Raw genomic sequence first — 16,953 nt, 5'->3', positions numbered from 1 at the left:
ATCATCATGAGAATCGAAAAATACAGGATAGAAGAACATAATCAGACCGGAATGGCCGCGCAGCAGCGTGCATTTGAATATCTCTCCGGGGAAATTAAAAATGTGCCTGAAATATTGCAGCAGCTGATGGCTTTCCAGGTGGGCATTCCCAGCTGGGCGCTCGGAACCGGTGGTACCCGCTTTGGCCGTTTCCCCGGCGGTGGTGAACCCCGGAACCTGGAAGAAAAGATCGAAGACATAGGGTTGATTCATCAGCTGAACCAATCCAGCGGCGCCATTTCGCTGCATATCCCCTGGGATATTCCCTCCAATCCTGCACATATCAAAGCAATGGCTGCACAACACGGCCTCCGCTTTGATGCGATGAACTCCAACACCTTCCAGGATCAGCCGGGCCAGAAGTGGAGCTATAAATTCGGCTCGCTGCAGCATGTCAATAAAGACATCCGCAAACAAGCCATTGAACATAACATAGAAGTGATCCGTCATGGTATAGAACTGGGCTCTGATGCACTCACCGTGTGGCTGTCCGACGGTTCGTGCTTCCCCGGTCAGCTGAATTTCCGCCATGCTTTCCAGAACACGCTGGAAGGGCTGCAGGAAATTTATGCGGCACTGCCGGATCACTGGAAAATATTCGTGGAATACAAAGCCGCAGAACCTAATTTCTATTCCACTACGGTGGGCGACTGGGGACAGTCGTTGTTATACGCCAATAAACTGGGGCCCAAAGCCTATACACTGGTAGATCTCGGACATCACCTGCCCAATGCCAACATTGAGCAGATTGTAGCCCTGCTGCTGATGGAAGGTAAACTCGGTGGCTTCCATTTCAATGATTCCAAGTATGGCGACGATGACCTCACCGTAGGTAGTATCAAACCCTACCAGCTATTCCTTATTTTCAACGAACTGGTGGAAGGAATGGATGCCCGCGGCATGAATCATACTACAGACCTGGGCTGGATGATAGATGCCTCGCACAACGTAAAAGATCCGCTGGAAGATCTGCTGCAATCAGTAGAAGCGATCATGATCACCTACGCGCAGGCGTTGCTGGTAGACCGGAAGAAACTGTTGGCCGCACAACAGAACAACGATGTAGTTACTGCCCAGGAAATATTGCAGCAGGCGTTCCGTACAGATGTGCGCTCCCTGGTGGCTGCCGCCAGGATACAGGCCGGCGGTGCATTAAATCCGTTAGCTTTGTATCGTGCTGAAAAAGTGAGAGAACACCTGATCCGTGAAAGAGGCGCTAAAACAATGGCGACTGGTTTGTAATTTAAATGTGTTTATGACCGAAATTCCCGTTATTGCTATTTTTGATGTTGGAAAAACCAACAAGAAACTGTTTCTCTTTGATGAACAGTACCGGATCATCTTTGAGCGGACAGCCCGTTTTACGGAAACCGTGGATGAAGATGGCGCGCCCTGTGAAAACCTGGAAAGCCTCCGGCTCTCCGTATTTGATTCCCTGAGAGAAGTATTCAGCAGAAAAGATGTAACGATTAAAGCGATCAACTTTTCAACCTATGGCGCAAGCCTGGTGTACATTGATGAAGAAGGGCGTCCATTAACTCCGTTGTACAATTATCTGAAAGAATATCCGGAAGAATTGAGTCAGCAGTTTTACAGTAACTATGGCGGCAAAACCGCCTTCTCTGTGCAAACGGCGTCACCGGTATTGGGAAGCCTCAATTCAGGCATGCAGTTGTACCGGCTGAAGTACGAACAACCGGAAGTATTCAGTCGCATGAAGTATGCGCTGCACCTGCCGCAATACATGAGTTTCCTGCTGTCGGGTGTAGCCTGCTCAGATATCACCAGCATTGGTTGTCATACCAACCTGTGGGATTTTAAACAAAACAATTATCATTCGTGGTTAATAAAGGAAGGGGTGCTGGAAAAGCTGGCGCCTCTTTTTTCTTCCGGAGAAGTAATGCCCGCCGCCTTCCCGGGCAACAGCTACGCAGTGGGCACCGGGCTGCACGACAGCTCCGCTGCACTGATTCCTTACCTGGTAAATTTTCATGAACCCTTTGTACTGATCTCCACCGGCACCTGGTGCATCAGCTTAAATCCATTTAACGATACACCACTTACACCGGAAGAACTGGAAGCAGACTGTTTATGTTATATGTCCTTCCAGGGTAAGCCGGTAAAGGCTTCCCGGCTGTTTGCCGGTTATGAGCATGAACAGCAGGTAAAACGTATTGCCGCCCATTTTGATCAGCATACCGGCAGGTATCGCGGGATTGAGTATGACGGCAGCATCATCCGCCAGTTGAAAGAAAGGAATAAACAGGACGCGCCGCAACTGGAGGCCGACAAGCAGCGGATGCAGGCATCTGTATTCGGGCAGCGCGATCTCGGTACTTTTTCTTCAGATATTGAAGCCTATCATCAGCTGATGCTGGATATTGCCAATCAGCAATACATCGCTACCAGCAGGGTATTGAAAGGCGCCCGCGTAAAACGTATATTCGTTGACGGTGGATTCAGTAAAAACGCCATCTATATGAACCTGCTGGCGGCGCTGTTCCCCGATATTGAAATCTTTGCTGCCTCTATGGCGCAGGCTACTGCGATGGGAGCAGCACTGGCCATCCATTCGTCCTGGAACAGCAAGCCCATGCCCAACGATCTGATAGAACTGAAATATTATTCGGTGACACATGATGCTACTTTATGAAGTTTTGATTATCATTACTGCCAATAAATAATATTATGCGCGCCCTCCTTATCCTGCTCTTCAGCTTCGCTGCCATTGTTGCCAATGCACAAACCGTAATGCCTTTATACAACGGGCTTCCTCCCGGCGGAATTGCCGGTCCGGACGAAGAAGTAACCGACAAAGACAATAACCGTACAAATACCAGTGTGCCCACTTTAACGGCTTACCTGCCGCCAAAAGACAAGGCCACCGGTACAGCGGTATTAATTTGTCCGGGTGGTGGTTATCGCGCAGTCGTATTTCAGCGGGAAGGACTCAGTATCGCGGAGTATTTTGTAAAGCAAGGCATCGCTGCCTTTGTACTCAAATACCGCTTACCGGATGATAAGATCATGCAGGATAAAAGCAGCGGTCCTTTGCAGGATGCACAGGAAGCCATGAAAATAATCCGCTCGCATGCCGCTGAATGGAACATCGATAATAGCCGCGTAGGCATTATGGGTTTCTCTGCCGGCGGGCACCTGGCTTCCACCACAGGAACCCATTTCAACAAACCGGTGCTGGCAGCCAATGCGGGCATCAACCTGCGCCCCGATTTTATGATCCTGGTGTACCCGGTGATCAGCATGGAAAAGAACCTTACGCATCCCGGTTCCCGTTTGCGGTTAATTGGCAGTGAGCCGGGAGAAGAAGCCATAAAAAATTATTCCAACGACCGGCAGGTAACACCACAAACACCACCCACCATCCTGTTTCATACCGGCGACGATACGGTGGTAGACGTAGATAACAGTCTCCTTTTTTACCAGGCCCTGCGCCACCAGCACGTACCGGCGGAAATGCATATTTATCCCGAAGGCAACCACGGCTTTGTATTGAAGCTGCCAACAGACGTATGGATGCAGATCACCATGAAATGGCTGGGCCGCATGGGTATGCTCAACCCGGGCAACCCGTTGCTGCAGGGAGGTACAGGACAGTTATACTGATAACGTTTTTTACTTTGGGAGATATCCTGTTGCTGACGAAAGTCCGGCAACCGGGCATCTGTTACCATAACTTTTACGGTTAAACGAAGATTTAAAGTATGTATACTCCCGTTATGAAAAAGTACGGCGCCGCTGCACTGTTGTTGTCGGCTGCATTAACTGCCAGCGGACAACACACGCCTTTGCAACACGGATTTGTAACGCCACCGGATAGCGTTAAGCCAAGTGTATACTGGTATTGGATGAGTGATAATATTTCGCAGGAAGGTGTAAAGCAGGATGTGGAAGCAATGGTAAAAGTGGGCATTGGCCGGGCTTTTATCGGTAATATAGGTTATCCGAAAGAAGAGGTTCCTTACGGAAACGTTAAGCTGTTTTCCGATGAATGGTGGCAGGTAACCCGTACGGCTATACGCACGGCTTCAGAAAAAGGGCTGGATATTGGCCTGTTCAACAGCCCGGGTTGGAGCCAGAGTGGCGGTCCCTGGATTAAGCCCTCACAATCGATGCGCTATCTCGCCGGTGAAGAAGTGACGATTCATGGCCCTCAGCAATATACCCAACAGCTGCCGGCAGGTCCCGCGGATTTTCAGACGGTAGCTGTAATGGCTTTTCCCGTGCCTGATGGCGATGGCGATGATATTGGTAAACATACGCCACGTATCACCTCCAACATCGTGTTTCAGCATATTGAAAAACTGACAGATGGAAATACTACGGAAGAAGTAACCGTTACCACACCGGTTGGTCGCCCAACACCCGCTCACATCGACCTGGAAGTAACCGGCAATTTCACCGCGCGGAGCCTCATCATTTACCCGGCCGCAAAGCCTTTCAAAGCACAGTTTGAACTACAGGTAAAAGAAGGGGATAGCTGGCGCAGCGTAAAGAGTTTTGAATTTGACCGCAGCAACCCGCAAAATAATGTGGGCTTTAAACCCTATGCACCGGTAGCCGTTTCCTTTAAAGCTACTACCGGAAAGCAGTTCAGGCTGGTGATCAGCGAAGGCAATCCTGCGCTGGCAGAAATAAAGCTCCTCACGGCCCCACGCATTGAACGCTTTGAAGAAAAGCAGCTGGCCAAAATGTTCCAGACGCCACTGCCGTTATGGAACGAATACCAGTGGCCGCAGGAGGCGGAAGTATCCGGCGCCGGTTTGATCATTGATCCCACCAAAGTTATTAATCTCACTAAAAATTTATCAGCCAATGGCACCCTCAACTGGAAGGTACCTGCCGGCAATTGGATAGTAGTGCGCTATGGTATGTTGCCCACGGGCGTTACCAATGGCCCCGCTTCACCGGAAGGCACAGGGCTGGAAATAGACAAGATCAGCGATGAATGGTCGCAGTACCATTATGACGCCTTTGTAGGCAAGATCCGCAACAGCATTCCCGCAGCGGAACGCACCTCACTCAAATGGGTGGTGGCAGACAGCTATGAAACCGGTTCGCAAAACTGGACCGATGACATGGCGGATGATTTTAAAAAACAATATGGCTACGATCCGTTGCCGTGGTTGCCTGTGTTATCCGGAAGGGTAGTGGGCACCCCTGATCAGTCGGATCGTTTCCTCTGGGATCTGCGCCGCCTGATAGCCGACCGGGTAGCTTATAAATACGTAGCCGGGTTGCGTAAAGCCAGTCATAAAGACGGGATGAAGCTATGGCTGGAAAACTACGGCCACTGGGGGTTCCCTTCGGAGTTCCTGAAATACGGCGGCCAGTCGGATGAAATTGCGGGTGAATTCTGGAATGAAGGAACGCTCGGCAATATCGAGTGCCGCGCAGCCTCTTCTGCCGCGCATATTTATGGCAAAACAAGAGTAGCCGCAGAATCTTTTACTGCCGGCGGTAATGCATACGGCCGCTATCCCGCGCTGCTGAAGCGTCGTGGCGATTGGTCTTTTACCGAAGGGATCAATCACAGTCTCCTGCATGTGTTCATTGAGCAACCATATGATGACCGCGAACCCGGTGTGAACGCAGGTTTTGGCACCGAGTTTAACAGGAAGAACACCTGGTTTTACCAGGGTAAAGCATTTATAGATTATATCAGGAGATGTAACTACCTCCTGCAACAAGGTAAGGCAGTAAATGATATCGCCTACTTCATCGGGGAAGATGCACCTAAAATGACAGGTGTAAGAAACCCCGAACTACCGAAAGGATACTCCTATGATTACATCAATGCAGAAGTGATCCAGGAACGCCTGCGTGTAAAGGATGGCAGGTTGGTACTGCCGGATGGTATGAGCTATCGTTTGCTGGTACTGCCGCAGCTGGAAACCATGCGGCCGGAGCTGCTGGAGAAAATTGCGCAGCTGGTAAAAGAAGGCGCCACCATCCTGGGACCTGCACCCAAACGATCTCCCAGCTTACAGCAGTATCCATCCGCGGATGCGAAAGTGCAAAAACTGGCCACGGAACTGTGGGGCAACAACCAGGAGCATCAAAGGAAATATGGCAAAGGGCAGGTGCTTAGTGGAATAGATATGCCGCAGGCACTGAGCATCCTGCAATTGCCCGCAGATGTGGCGCAGCTGCCCGAACAGGCATTGTATACGCATCGCACCACCACAGATGGAGAAATATATTTTATCACCAATCAGTCGGATCAGCAAATCACCTTATCACCCGCCTTCCGCGTGTTGGGTAAACAACCGGAGTGGTGGGATGCCGTAACCGGTGAAACCCTTGACCTGAAAGAGTTTACGCAACAATCATCACATACCGTAGTGCCGTTAACGTTAGCCCCTTACCAGAGTGGATTCGTAGTATTCCGTAAGCATGCAGCAACAGCAGGCAATGGGATTAATTTCCCGGAAGCAACTACGCTAACGCAGTTACAGGGGCCATGGAAAGTGAGCTTTGATGCGGCAAAGCGCGGACCTGCGCAACCGGTGGTGTTTGATCAGTTGACCGATTGGAGCACGCACCCCAATGAACAGATCCGTAATTACTCCGGTACTGCTGTTTATGAAATTACTTTTAAGGTAGATGAACTACCAGCGGAATCCACACCATACCTGGATCTTGGCGCCGTGAGTGTAATGGCAGATGTAACCCTGAACGGTGTAGCGCTGGGCAACGTATGGACGGCGCCTTACCGGGTAAATGTAAAACAAGCATTGAAAAAAGGAGAGAACAAGCTAATAGTAACGGTGGTAAACACGTGGGTAAACCGCCTCATTGGCGACAGCAAACTACCTGTTACCGAAAGAAAAACATGGAGTAACGTGAACCCATACACGCCGACAGCTACTTATCAGTCTGCCGGCCTGATAGGACCCGTAAAACTCATTGCGGTAAAATATTAAGTACAGTCAAAAGAACCTGATCACATGAAAATATATAACCGGATCTTACAGTTAGCAGTAGTAATGTTAGGTGCTGTTTCGTCCCGGGCCCAGCTGCCACCGGTGTTCGACAGCAGTCGTATGGCTACGGTCCAGGCAACAGCAACGGTACGCAGGTATTTATCTCCCGAAAAAATTATATGGCAAACACCTAATGCCGGTGAGCATATTTTCAACGCACAACGTTTCCTGTTAGCCGGCAACGGGCAAGCCGACCTGGCCAATCAGAACATGTGCGTGCTGAAAAGCACGGCTGCCGTACATCCTGCCTTGTTGTTTGACTTTGGCAAAGAACTGCATGGCGGTTTGCAACTGGTTACGGGGATGTATAAAAGCGGTAAGCCGGTAAAACTGCGGGTACGCTTTGGTGAATCTGTAAGTGAAGCGATGAGTGATATTGAACCCGGGAAGAATGCCACCAACGACCACGCCGTACGCGATATGATTGTAGAAGTACCGTGGCTGGGTAAACTCGAAGTAGGCAACACCGGTTTCCGTTTTGTAAGGATCGATCTGCTGGATGACAACACGGAACTGCAACTCAAAGAAGTGAGGGCCATCTTCGTATACCGCGATCTGCCTTACCTGGGCTCTTTTAAATGCAGCGATACGTTGCTGAACCAGATCTGGCTGACGGGTGCATACACGGTGCATCTGAACATGCAGGACTATTTATGGGATGGCATCAAACGCGACCGTCTCGTATGGATTGGTGATATGCATCCGGAAACATCTACTATCAGCGCGGTATTCGGCTATAATGAAGTGGTGCCAAAGAGCCTGGATCTTTCCCGCGATATTACCCCGTTGCCGCAGTATATGAATGGCATGGTGTCGTATTCCATGTGGTGGGTGCTTATTCAGCGCGATTGGTACCAGCATACCGGCAACCTTGCATATCTGAAACAACAGGCCGCTTACCTGAAAGGATTACTGGATCACCTCTCAAAGAAAATAGACGCCAATAACAGTGAGGACCTGCATGACGGTACCCGCTTCCTCGACTGGCCCTCCAGTGAAAATAAACCCGGCATTCATGCAGGGCTACAGGCCATGATGATCATGACGCTGGATGCAGGCGCTGCATTGAGCAAAGTACTCAACGATGAAGCCACCGTGAAGAAATGCGAAGCCGCTATTGCCCGGCTGAAGCTAAATGTACCCGATGCAAACGGCTCCAAACAGGCCGCTGCATTGATGGCGTTATCAGGTTTGGTGCCCGCAAAAAAGATCAACGATGAAATTATTGGCGTGGGTGGCGTAAAGGATTATTCCACCTTCTATGGTTACTATATGCTGCAGGCAAAAGCCAAAGCGGGCGACTACCAGGGAGGGCTAAACGATATCCGCACTTACTGGGGCGCTATGCTGAAGCTGGGCGCCACTACGTTCTGGGAAGACTTTAATATGGACTGGCTTCCCAACGCTTCCCGCATTGATGAAATAGTACCGGCCGGGCAAAAAGATATTCATGGCGACTATGGCGCTTATTGTTATAAAGGGTTCCGTCATAGTTTATGTCATGGCTGGGCCTCCGGGCCTACGCCGTGGCTCACGGAGCACATACTCGGCATTTCGGTGGTAGCGCCCGGATGTAAAGTGATTAAGGTAACGCCTCACCTGGGAGATCTGCAATTTGCAGAGGGTACTTTTCCTACGCCTTATGGTATTGTAACGGTGAAGCATACACGCCTGGCTGATGGAAAGATTAAGTCGGAGATCAAAGCGCCTGCGCAGGTGAAGGTGATCAGGGAGTAGTTTTATTTTTTAGGAAGATAAAAAAAGAACGGTGCTCATAGGAGGCCGTTCTTTTTATTTATGTTGCTGAAAATAGTTATACCACCGGATGTATCCATGGACTTCTATACGGCCGTTGCAATAACGCTGTGGCAGCAGGATCGCCGGTAATGATCCGTTTCTGCGGATCATATATTACGGGCCGTCCTGTTTGCATGGAGATATTGGCGAGGATACAGCTCGCAGTGGAAATATGCCCTTCTTCTATATCCGCTACCGGTTTGCTGCCATTTTTAATAGCGCCCAGGAAGTCCAGCATATGCAGGCGTGTGGCCGGTGCAGCGTTCAGCTCAATAGCTGGTTCTGTCAGGTCTTCCGGGTACTTTTCCTTTTCGAATACTACATCTTTATGGATAGGAGTACCGTTGCCTTCAGGGATAAAGTCGTACGACATGGTGCTGGCGGCAAGGGTGCCTTTCTCTCCATACAATTTAAATGACCATGGGTATTTGGGATCGGCGGCTGTTCCCCAGGTGCGGTGTTGCCATACACAATTTAGTCCGTCGTATTCAAAGATGGCCGATTGCGTATCTGCAATATTCGATTTGCCTTCTTTCTGTACATAAATCCCGCCGGTAGAGCTGATGCGTTTGGGCCAGCCCAGTTGCAGCATCCAGCGTACGGTGTCGAACATATGCACGCACATATCGCCCATAATGCCGTTGCCGTATTCCATGAAAGTGCGCCACCAGCGTACATGTGGCAAGCCATCGTAAGGCCGCAGGGGAGCGGGGCCGGTCCACATGTCGTAGTCGAAATAATCGGGTACTGCCTGTACGGGTGGATTGCCGTTGTTGCGCATGTGATAGTAGCAGCACATTTCCACATGTGATATTTTGCCGAGCAGGCCGGCATCTACAATATTCTTTTTGGCATCAATGAGGTGTGGGGTGCTTTTCCGTTGGGTGCCTACCTGCACCACCCGGTTGTATTTGCGGGCGGCGGCCACCATCGCTTCGCCTTCTATTACATCTACGCTGATAGGTTTCTGCACATATACATTGGCGCCGGCTTTGAGGGCTTCAATGGTTTGCAGGGCATGCCAGTGGTCGGGAGTGCCTATCAATACAATGTCCAGTTCATTCTCGGATAACAGTTTACGGTAGTCGGCGTACAGGCGGGGTGTTTCACCGGAGGACTGCCGTTTGCGCACCATTTCTGCAGCGGCCTGCAGCATATTCTTATCCACATCACAAAGGGCTACTACTTTTACCGGCGCTACCTGGATCAGCCGGAATAAATCGCTTTTGCCATACCATCCTGTGCCGATAAGCGCTACCCGTAAAGGTTTCGCGGGGTTAATGAAATCAAGCGCACTGGCGCCGATAGCAGAGAGCGCGAGCGTAGCCGTGGCTCCCTTGAGGAAGCGGCGACGATTGATGTTGAAATTCTCCATAGCGTGGAATAATTAAATAAGGTTTACAAAACTATAGGAGAGAAAGATAATAATTCAGTGGAAGAAATCATAGTGAAATAAACCAGCTATTCGTCAGCATGTCTTTTCAGAATATTGTTGATCATCGGTTTAAGGGTATCGTATTCCTTCTCCGTAAAACCCATGCTGCAACTGATCTTTTCGGGGATGTCTGCCGCTTCTTGCTGCAATTGCCGTCCGGCGGCGGTTAAATGAATATTTACGCTGCGTTCATCTTCTTTGCTGCGTACACGTTTGATAAGCTTTTTTGTTTCCAGTCTTTTTAATAGTGGCGTTAAAGTACCGGAATCCAGCATCAGTTGCTGCCCCAGTGTTTTTACGGATACGATATCATGTTCCCATAGCACCAGCATCACGAGGTACTGCGGGTAGGTAAGATCCAATGGGCCAAGTAAAGGCTGGTAATGTGAAGTTACCAGCCTCGACAGGGCATAAAATGAGAAGCAAAGTTGGTTTGATAATTTCAGTTGTTTCAAGGTCGCTTATTTAACAACACAAAATTAAGCTAATGTTTCCATTAATATCCGGGCTACAGCTTCAGAGGACGCAGGGTTCTGACCGGTGATCAGCAATCCGTCCTTCAGTGCGTATGAATGCCAGTCGCGGTCCTTGCTGTAAATCCCTCCCAGTTTCTTTAACTCGTCTTCTAACAGGAACGGCACTACGTTGGTGAGCTGTACTGCTTCTTCTTCCGTGTTACTGAACCCGGTTACTTCTTTTCCTTTCACCAGTGGCGCGCCATCCGGGCCTTTTACTTTGAGCAATGCAGCAGGGGCGTGGCACACAAATGCAACAGGCTTATGCTGGCGGTAGAACGTTTCAATCAGTGAGATGGAACTTGGATCATTGTGGAGGTCCCACAGTGGGCCATGACCGCCGGGATAGAACACCGCATCATAGTCGGAGGCATCTGCTTCGTTGAGCTTCAGGGTAGTAGCCAGTTTTTGCTGCAACGCTTCATCGCGCTTAAAGCGGGTGGTAGCTTCTGTCTGGAATTCAGGCAGCTCGCTTTTCGGATCAATGGGAGGCTGGCCGCCTTTGGGAGAAGCCAGCGTCACTTCGGCCCCTGCATCCGCCAGCACATAATACGGGGCAGCAAATTCTTCTACCCAGAAACCGGTTTTATGACCGGTGTTGCCTAATTCATCGTGCGAGGTTAGTACGATTAATACTTTCATGACATGGAGTTTAGATCAATGCTAATTCTACTTCAATATTACCCCGGGTAGCATTTGAATAAGGACATACCTGGTGTGCTTTTTCCAGCAGTTCCTGTGCCAGTTTTGGTTCCACATCCGGAATTGCTACCAGTAGCTTTACTGATAACCCATAACCGCCGTTATTGTTCTTGCCCAGGCTAACTTCTGCATTTACCTGTGTAGTGCCTGCGGTTACTTTCTGCGTTCTGATTACCAGGTTGAGGGCGCCGTCGAAGCAGGCAGCATAGCCGGCAGCAAACAACTGTTCAGGATTGGTGTAGGCACCGCCGCTGCCGCCGAGTTCCTTTGGCATTCTTACTTCCAGGTCCAGTACGCCGTCTGATGAGCTAACATGTCCGTTTCTTCCGCCGGTGGCGGTGGCGTGTGCCGTGTATAACTTTTCGATTTTTTCCATGAGTATTTTATATTTATTTTGTAAAATTAGATTGTGTACAATTAAATTCCAAATTTATTTTTAGGAAGAGGGGAAGAACAAGCTTTCTTAACACCCTCCGCGCAGGTTTATTTATCAGATTCCCTTACTCCATTTCCTATCTCCCGAAAAAAAATATACTCATTAGCAAAATATTTCTTTACTTTGCGTCATAATGACGTAAACGAATTTTAAACCCTGCACCTGTGCAACGGAACTGTTAACCCCGCCAACATTCCAGTGCCCCGGTGAAAAACTAAAACAACATGAACAAGAACAAAAGAATGGCCATCGCCCACGAAACACTGGATATCAACATAAACTCGCTTACAATGAAGTACGATAACAACTGGCTGATCGCAAAGTATCAGTCCAAAGAAAAAATAAAATTCATCTTCTTCTGGGGACACAAGCCATCTGCGGATGGCAGCGTTACCCAAAGCTGTTTCAGCCAGTGGTGGCATGCTCCTTTCACCGTGGATGGCATCACCTATAAAACGGCGGAACACTGGATGATGGCGGGCAAAGCCAGGCTGTTCAACGATGATGTTACCCTGCAGAAGATCCTGCTGGTGAACACGCCGGATGAAGCAAAAAAGCTCGGCAGACAAGTAAAGAACTTCGACGCCGCCGCCTGGGACACGCATAAATTTGACCTGGTAGTGAATGGAAATCTTCATAAGTTTTCACAGCACCCGGATTTAAAAACTTTTTTACTCAATACACATGACCGTATTTTAGTAGAAGCCAGTCCGATGGACCGTATATGGGGCATTGGTATGGCGGCTTCCAATGAACATGTGGAAAATCCCCTGCAGTGGCGCGGTCATAACCTGCTCGGTTATGCGCTCATGGTAGTGCGGGATCAACTTAAATAATATGAACAACAAATCAATCAGTAAACTACTGAGCTTTATTCTCCGGCATAGCCCGGATACCATACAACTCACGCTCGATGCCCACGGCTGGGCAAATGTGAACACGCTGTTGCAGCAATGCAGGGCAAACGGACATCATTTCACGATGGAAGAACTGGAAACCGTTGTAGCAGAAAATGATAAGCAACGTTTTTCTTTCAATGAAAACAAAACAATGATCCGCGCCAACCAGGGACATTCCCTGGAAGTATCGCTGAACCTGCCGCCGGCCACACCGCCGGAATTCCTCTACCACGGCACCGTGGTGAGGTTTATGGAACAGATCCGCAAAACCGGTTTACAGAAAATGAACCGGCAACATGTACATCTTACAGACGACAGGGCCACAGCAGAAAAAGTAGGCAGCAGGAGGGGAGTACCACACATCCTTACCATCCGCAGCGGCGACATGCACCGGAGTGGCATCCTGTTTTACCTGTCCGATAACGGCGTATGGCTTACCGATGAAGTGCCTGTAAAGTATATTCAATAAATCTTATCTTGTGAAGATGTACAAGTGAATTGATCCGGAGAAATATTACTTTGCGCCACGTTAATAACATAAGCCTATATGTCTAAAAAGCTCTATCAACACATTGATAAAACAATCCTGAAAGGATTACCAAATCCCTCAAAGGAAAAATATGAGATGAAGATAAAGGTGCCGGAGTTTACTTTCCTGGGCGTGCAGGAGCAGCCCGATTTTGCCAAACTCTACATCACTTTCTATCCAAAAAATAAGATCATTGAATTGAAGTCGCTGAAGCATTATGTATATCATTTGCGTGATATCATTGTATCGTATGAGCGGCTCATCAATATCATTTATGATCATATGATGGAAGTGTATGAGGCCGATCGTTTGCGTATCACACTCATCTGTAATCCCAGGGGTGGTATCAGTTCCAAGCTGGTAATTGATTCCGACTGGAAAGACAGAGGCGGTACGGAACGTTTCAGGGATTATCCGGAGCGGGATGATGAGTGGGGCATCCTCATGTAATTGTTAAAACAATCTGACGACGCCCGCATAACTTGCGGGCTTTGTTTTTTTATCAGTATTTTTAAAGAAAAATAACTATGTCTATAACTACAGAAGCGGAACTCGATGGCATGAAAAGAGTGAGTGAAGCAGTAGCCGTTACACTGAAGGAAATGAGGAATTATGCCAGACCGGGTATGACCGCAAAAGAAATAGATGAATATGGTGGAGAGATATTAAACGCATTAGGCGCTAAGTCGGCCCCAAAGCTCACCTATGGCTTCCCGGGCTGGACCTGTATCAGCGTGAACAATGAAATTGCGCATGGCATTCCATCCGGCAAAAAAATACTGCAGGAAGGCGATCTCGTGAACATCGATGTATCTGCAGAGCTGAATGGCTACTGGTCAGATAATGGCGGCTCCTTTGTGTTGGGTGAAGACATCCATCAGCACCAGGCGCTGGTGAGCGCTTCGAAAGCAATTCTTTATAAGGCTATCCAGTATATCAAAGGAGGCACACGCGTGGCAGACGTTGGCAAGCTGATTGAAACCGAGGCGCGCAAATCAGGATACACCGTAATCCGCAACCTCGCCGGACATGGCGTTGGCCGTAGCCTCCACGAATCGCCGGATGACATCCTCAACTGTTATGTCCGTTTTAACCGCACCCGTTTTAAAAAGAATTCTGTAGTGGCAATAGAAACCTTTATTTCCACCATCTCCTCTTTTGCCAATCAAAGCAATGATGGCTGGACACTGGTGGGCAACAAGGGCGGCTTTGTTGCGCAACACGAACACACCATCGTGGTAACCGACCACGAACCGGTGATCCTCACGGCTGCCAATGAAATCTGGAACTAAGTTTATTTCAATTGTAAGGTTACTGCACGGATATTTTTCCGGTCGTCGGTATATGTGATATGCACCAAACCATCTGCGGTGGCGATTATGGCGGGATAGCTGTATTCGCCGCCTGCACGCTTCTCCAGCTGATACACATCTTTCCAGCTGATGCCGTCTTTTGAAACGGCCACCCGCAACTCATTGCGGCCATCTGACCAGTCGCTTCCGCCTTTTGTTGGATTATATACCAATGCCATTGCGCCATTGGGAAGGGTTACTGCATCAATGCCTGAATTGGGATTGGGCAGCTTCAGCGCGGTAACAGGTGTCCAGCTGGCGCCGTGGTCTTTCGACCAACTCGTGGCTATCACATGCTGGCGGCTGCGGAACAGCAGCTGGAGCCGGCCGTCGCGGTGCGTGAGTATCGTAGGTTGTATAACGCCAAATGTGTCGCAGTCGATAGCTACCTTCTGCCATTGATGCCCGGTGCTGTCGCTGATCTCCATATGAGATACCCACTGATTGCCTTTCACGCTTTCTGTGCTGGAAGGGTGCAGCAGGCGCCCGTCGGGAAGCTGTATACATTTATTTTTGATAGGGCCCAACATGCCATCCGGTAGTTTTTCGGGAGATGACCAACTGCTGCCGTCATCACTGCTGTAGCGGGCCATGCCCCACCACTCCCGTGGATTGGGACCCACTTTATAAAACAGGCAAAGCAACCCGGCCCTGGTACGGAACAGTACCGGGTTCCAGCAGGGATAGCGAAGCGTGTCGTTAATGATACCATCCGCCAGCTTCACAGGCGCCTGCCATTTGCCGGCAGTAAAGCGCGACGACCAGATCTCTACATTTTTACTTCCTTCCTCATCACCGCCAAACCAGGCGCTGAGCAAATCCCCGGAAGACAACGCCGTAACGGTAGACGCATGACTGGAAGGCGTAACCGGCACCGGCATAATGAGTTCATTACGCACAGGCAGTGCTTTTGTTTGCGCCTTCGCCGGGAAATACAGAACCGCCGGCAATAACAAAGAGAGATAAAAACGCATAGGTGCTGAAGTATGTTTGAACTGTTAAAATAAGGAATGCACGGGGATTATCATAAAGATTGGTAAATTTGCGGCCTTATGTCATTATATACAACAAAGGGAACCGTTACCATCACCTGTAACAAACGCCTGACGCCTTACCTGGAGCAGGAAGTAAAAGATCTGGGTTTTACTGTAGACGAAACATTCGTTACCGGTGTGCGGTTGAATGCCTCTCTCAATGAGTGTATCCGCCTTAACCTGAACCTGCGTTGCGGCAGCCAGGTGCTGTACAGCCTGAAACAATTTGAAGCAACCGACGGCGATGAAATATACAATCAGCTGAAATCCTACCCCTGGGAAACCATTCTCCCGGAAGATGGTTACTTCTCCATTACCAGCAATGTGCAGAATGAAACGATCAACAACAGCATGTTTGCCAACCTGAGAGTGAAGGATGCAGTGGTGGACCGTATGCGCGAAAAAACAGGCAAGCGCCCTTCTACCGGTGCGGAGCTGACCGGGGCAGTAATCCACCTGTTCTGGAAAAATGAAAATGCAGAAATATTTGTAGATACCACCGGCGATTCCCTCGCACGGCACGGATACCGTAAAATACCCGGCCGCGCTCCCATGCTGGAAGCATTGGCGGCATCTACCATCCTGGCTTCCCGCTGGGATCGTAAAGCGCCTTTCATCAACCCCATGTGCGGGTCCGGCACCGTTGCCATTGAAGCGGCATTAATAGCCACCAACAGCCGCCCCGGTCTTTTCCGCGATAACTACGCCTTTATGCACCTGCGGGGCTTTGATGAAAACGTATATCTCGATGAAAGAGGATTGCTGGAAAAGCAGATCGTGGAAGTGCCGGAGCTGCGCATTATCGCTACCGATCTGAGTGAGATGGCAATTGTAAACGCCCGTAAAAATGCAAAGGCCGCCGGCGTGGAAGATATGATTGAGTTCCGCGTATGCGATTTCGCCAGCACAGAAGTGCCGGAAGGCGCTGCCGGCGTGGTATACATGAACCCGGAATATGGATTGCGTCTTGGAGAAATTGAAGCGCTGGAAGAAACGTATGGCCGTATCGGTGATTTCATGAAACAACAATGCGGTGGCTATTTTGGATACGTGTTCACCGGTAACCTTGAACTGGCAAAGAAGATTGGCCTCAAAGCCAAACGCAGGATAGAGTTTTATAACAGCACCATCGATTGCCGCCTGCTGGAATACGAGCTGTATGCCGGTACCCGCGATGCACGTAAATTATAAATCATCGTTCCGGCATTTCG

The 16,953-nt window shown here is 49.4% G+C and carries 15 protein-coding genes; 10 read left to right on the top strand and 5 right to left on the bottom strand.

Going from position 1 to position 16,953, the window contains the following annotated elements; all coding sequences use genetic code 11:
• Window positions 1-6 precede the first annotated feature (6 nt).
• From PV783_RS31560 to PV783_RS31540, 5 genes are all read left to right on the top strand, one after another.
• The gene (locus PV783_RS31560) at window positions 7-1,281 is read left to right on the top strand and encodes a TIM barrel protein (protein WP_420990794.1); all 1,275 of its coding nucleotides are present in this window, start codon (window positions 7-9) and stop codon (window positions 1,279-1,281) included.
• 13 nt (window positions 1,282-1,294) lie between these two features.
• On the top strand, window positions 1,295-2,692 hold the full coding sequence (locus tag PV783_RS31555) for an FGGY-family carbohydrate kinase (protein ID WP_420990793.1): 1,398 nt from the start codon (window positions 1,295-1,297) through the stop codon (window positions 2,690-2,692).
• A gap of 35 nt (window positions 2,693-2,727) precedes the next feature.
• A complete protein-coding gene (locus PV783_RS31550) occupies window positions 2,728-3,663 on the top strand; it encodes an alpha/beta hydrolase (protein WP_420990792.1) in 936 nt (311 codons plus the stop codon).
• A 113-nt stretch (window positions 3,664-3,776) separates the two neighbouring features.
• A complete protein-coding gene (locus tag PV783_RS31545; RefSeq protein ID WP_420990791.1) occupies window positions 3,777-6,983 on the top strand; it encodes a glycosyl hydrolase in 3,207 nt (1,068 codons plus the stop codon).
• 24 nt (window positions 6,984-7,007) lie between these two features.
• Entirely contained in the window at window positions 7,008-8,780 is a 1,773-nt protein-coding gene (locus tag PV783_RS31540) for an alpha-L-rhamnosidase C-terminal domain-containing protein (RefSeq protein ID WP_420990790.1), read from the top strand.
• A gap of 76 nt (window positions 8,781-8,856) precedes the next feature.
• Here PV783_RS31540 and PV783_RS31535 read toward each other — a convergent pair whose 3' ends face one another.
• The 4 genes from PV783_RS31535 to PV783_RS31520 form a co-directional block, all read right to left on the bottom strand.
• Entirely contained in the window at window positions 8,857-10,215 is a 1,359-nt protein-coding gene (locus PV783_RS31535; RefSeq protein WP_111578258.1) for a Gfo/Idh/MocA family oxidoreductase, read from the bottom strand.
• 86 nt (window positions 10,216-10,301) lie between these two features.
• On the bottom strand, window positions 10,302-10,730 hold the full coding sequence (locus PV783_RS31530) for a MarR family winged helix-turn-helix transcriptional regulator (protein WP_079472017.1): 429 nt from the start codon (window positions 10,728-10,730) through the stop codon (window positions 10,302-10,304).
• A gap of 24 nt (window positions 10,731-10,754) precedes the next feature.
• Window positions 10,755-11,432 (bottom strand): type 1 glutamine amidotransferase domain-containing protein, encoded by a 678-nt coding sequence (locus PV783_RS31525; RefSeq protein ID WP_363436248.1) that lies wholly within the window; start codon window positions 11,430-11,432, stop codon window positions 10,755-10,757.
• Between the two features lie 10 nt (window positions 11,433-11,442).
• Window positions 11,443-11,868 carry an organic hydroperoxide resistance protein gene (locus tag PV783_RS31520; protein WP_200817326.1) on the bottom strand — a complete coding sequence of 142 codons (426 nt, stop codon included), beginning with the start codon at window positions 11,866-11,868 and terminating at the stop codon, window positions 11,443-11,445.
• Window positions 11,869-12,152: 284 nt separating this feature from the next.
• On the opposite strand from PV783_RS31520, the gene PV783_RS31515 reads away from it, so the two are divergent.
• The 4 genes from PV783_RS31515 (at window position 12,153) to map (ending at window position 14,648) form a co-directional block, all read left to right on the top strand.
• Window positions 12,153-12,764, top strand: a complete 612-nt coding sequence (locus PV783_RS31515; protein WP_420990789.1) for an NADAR family protein — start codon at window positions 12,153-12,155, stop codon at window positions 12,762-12,764.
• A 1-nt stretch (window position 12,765) separates the two neighbouring features.
• Complete coding sequence (locus PV783_RS31510; RefSeq protein WP_420990788.1) at window positions 12,766-13,296, top strand: RNA 2'-phosphotransferase; 531 nt, start codon at window positions 12,766-12,768, stop codon at window positions 13,294-13,296.
• Window positions 13,297-13,374: 78 nt separating this feature from the next.
• Complete coding sequence (locus PV783_RS31505; protein WP_079472014.1) at window positions 13,375-13,806, top strand: preQ(1) synthase; 432 nt, start codon at window positions 13,375-13,377, stop codon at window positions 13,804-13,806.
• A gap of 77 nt (window positions 13,807-13,883) precedes the next feature.
• Window positions 13,884-14,648 carry a type I methionyl aminopeptidase gene (map, locus tag PV783_RS31500; protein ID WP_079472013.1) on the top strand — a complete coding sequence of 255 codons (765 nt, stop codon included), beginning with the start codon at window positions 13,884-13,886 and terminating at the stop codon, window positions 14,646-14,648.
• A 2-nt stretch (window positions 14,649-14,650) separates the two neighbouring features.
• Here the strand turns inward: map and PV783_RS31495 are convergent, their stop codons facing one another.
• The gene (locus PV783_RS31495; RefSeq protein WP_420990787.1) at window positions 14,651-15,682 is read right to left on the bottom strand and encodes a sialidase family protein; all 1,032 of its coding nucleotides are present in this window, start codon (window positions 15,680-15,682) and stop codon (window positions 14,651-14,653) included.
• A 78-nt stretch (window positions 15,683-15,760) separates the two neighbouring features.
• On the opposite strand from PV783_RS31495, the gene PV783_RS31490 reads away from it, so the two are divergent.
• Window positions 15,761-16,933, top strand: coding sequence for a THUMP domain-containing class I SAM-dependent RNA methyltransferase (locus PV783_RS31490; RefSeq protein WP_079472011.1), 1,173 nt, complete (start codon window positions 15,761-15,763; stop codon window positions 16,931-16,933).
• The last annotated feature ends 20 nt before the right edge of the window (window positions 16,934-16,953 follow it).

Source organism: Chitinophaga sp. CC14 (assembly GCF_048957795.1).
In the GTDB taxonomy this organism is placed as follows: Bacteria; Bacteroidota; Bacteroidia; order Chitinophagales; family Chitinophagaceae; genus Chitinophaga; species Chitinophaga ginsengisegetis.
This window is presented reverse-complemented; position numbering and strand designations above follow the sequence as displayed.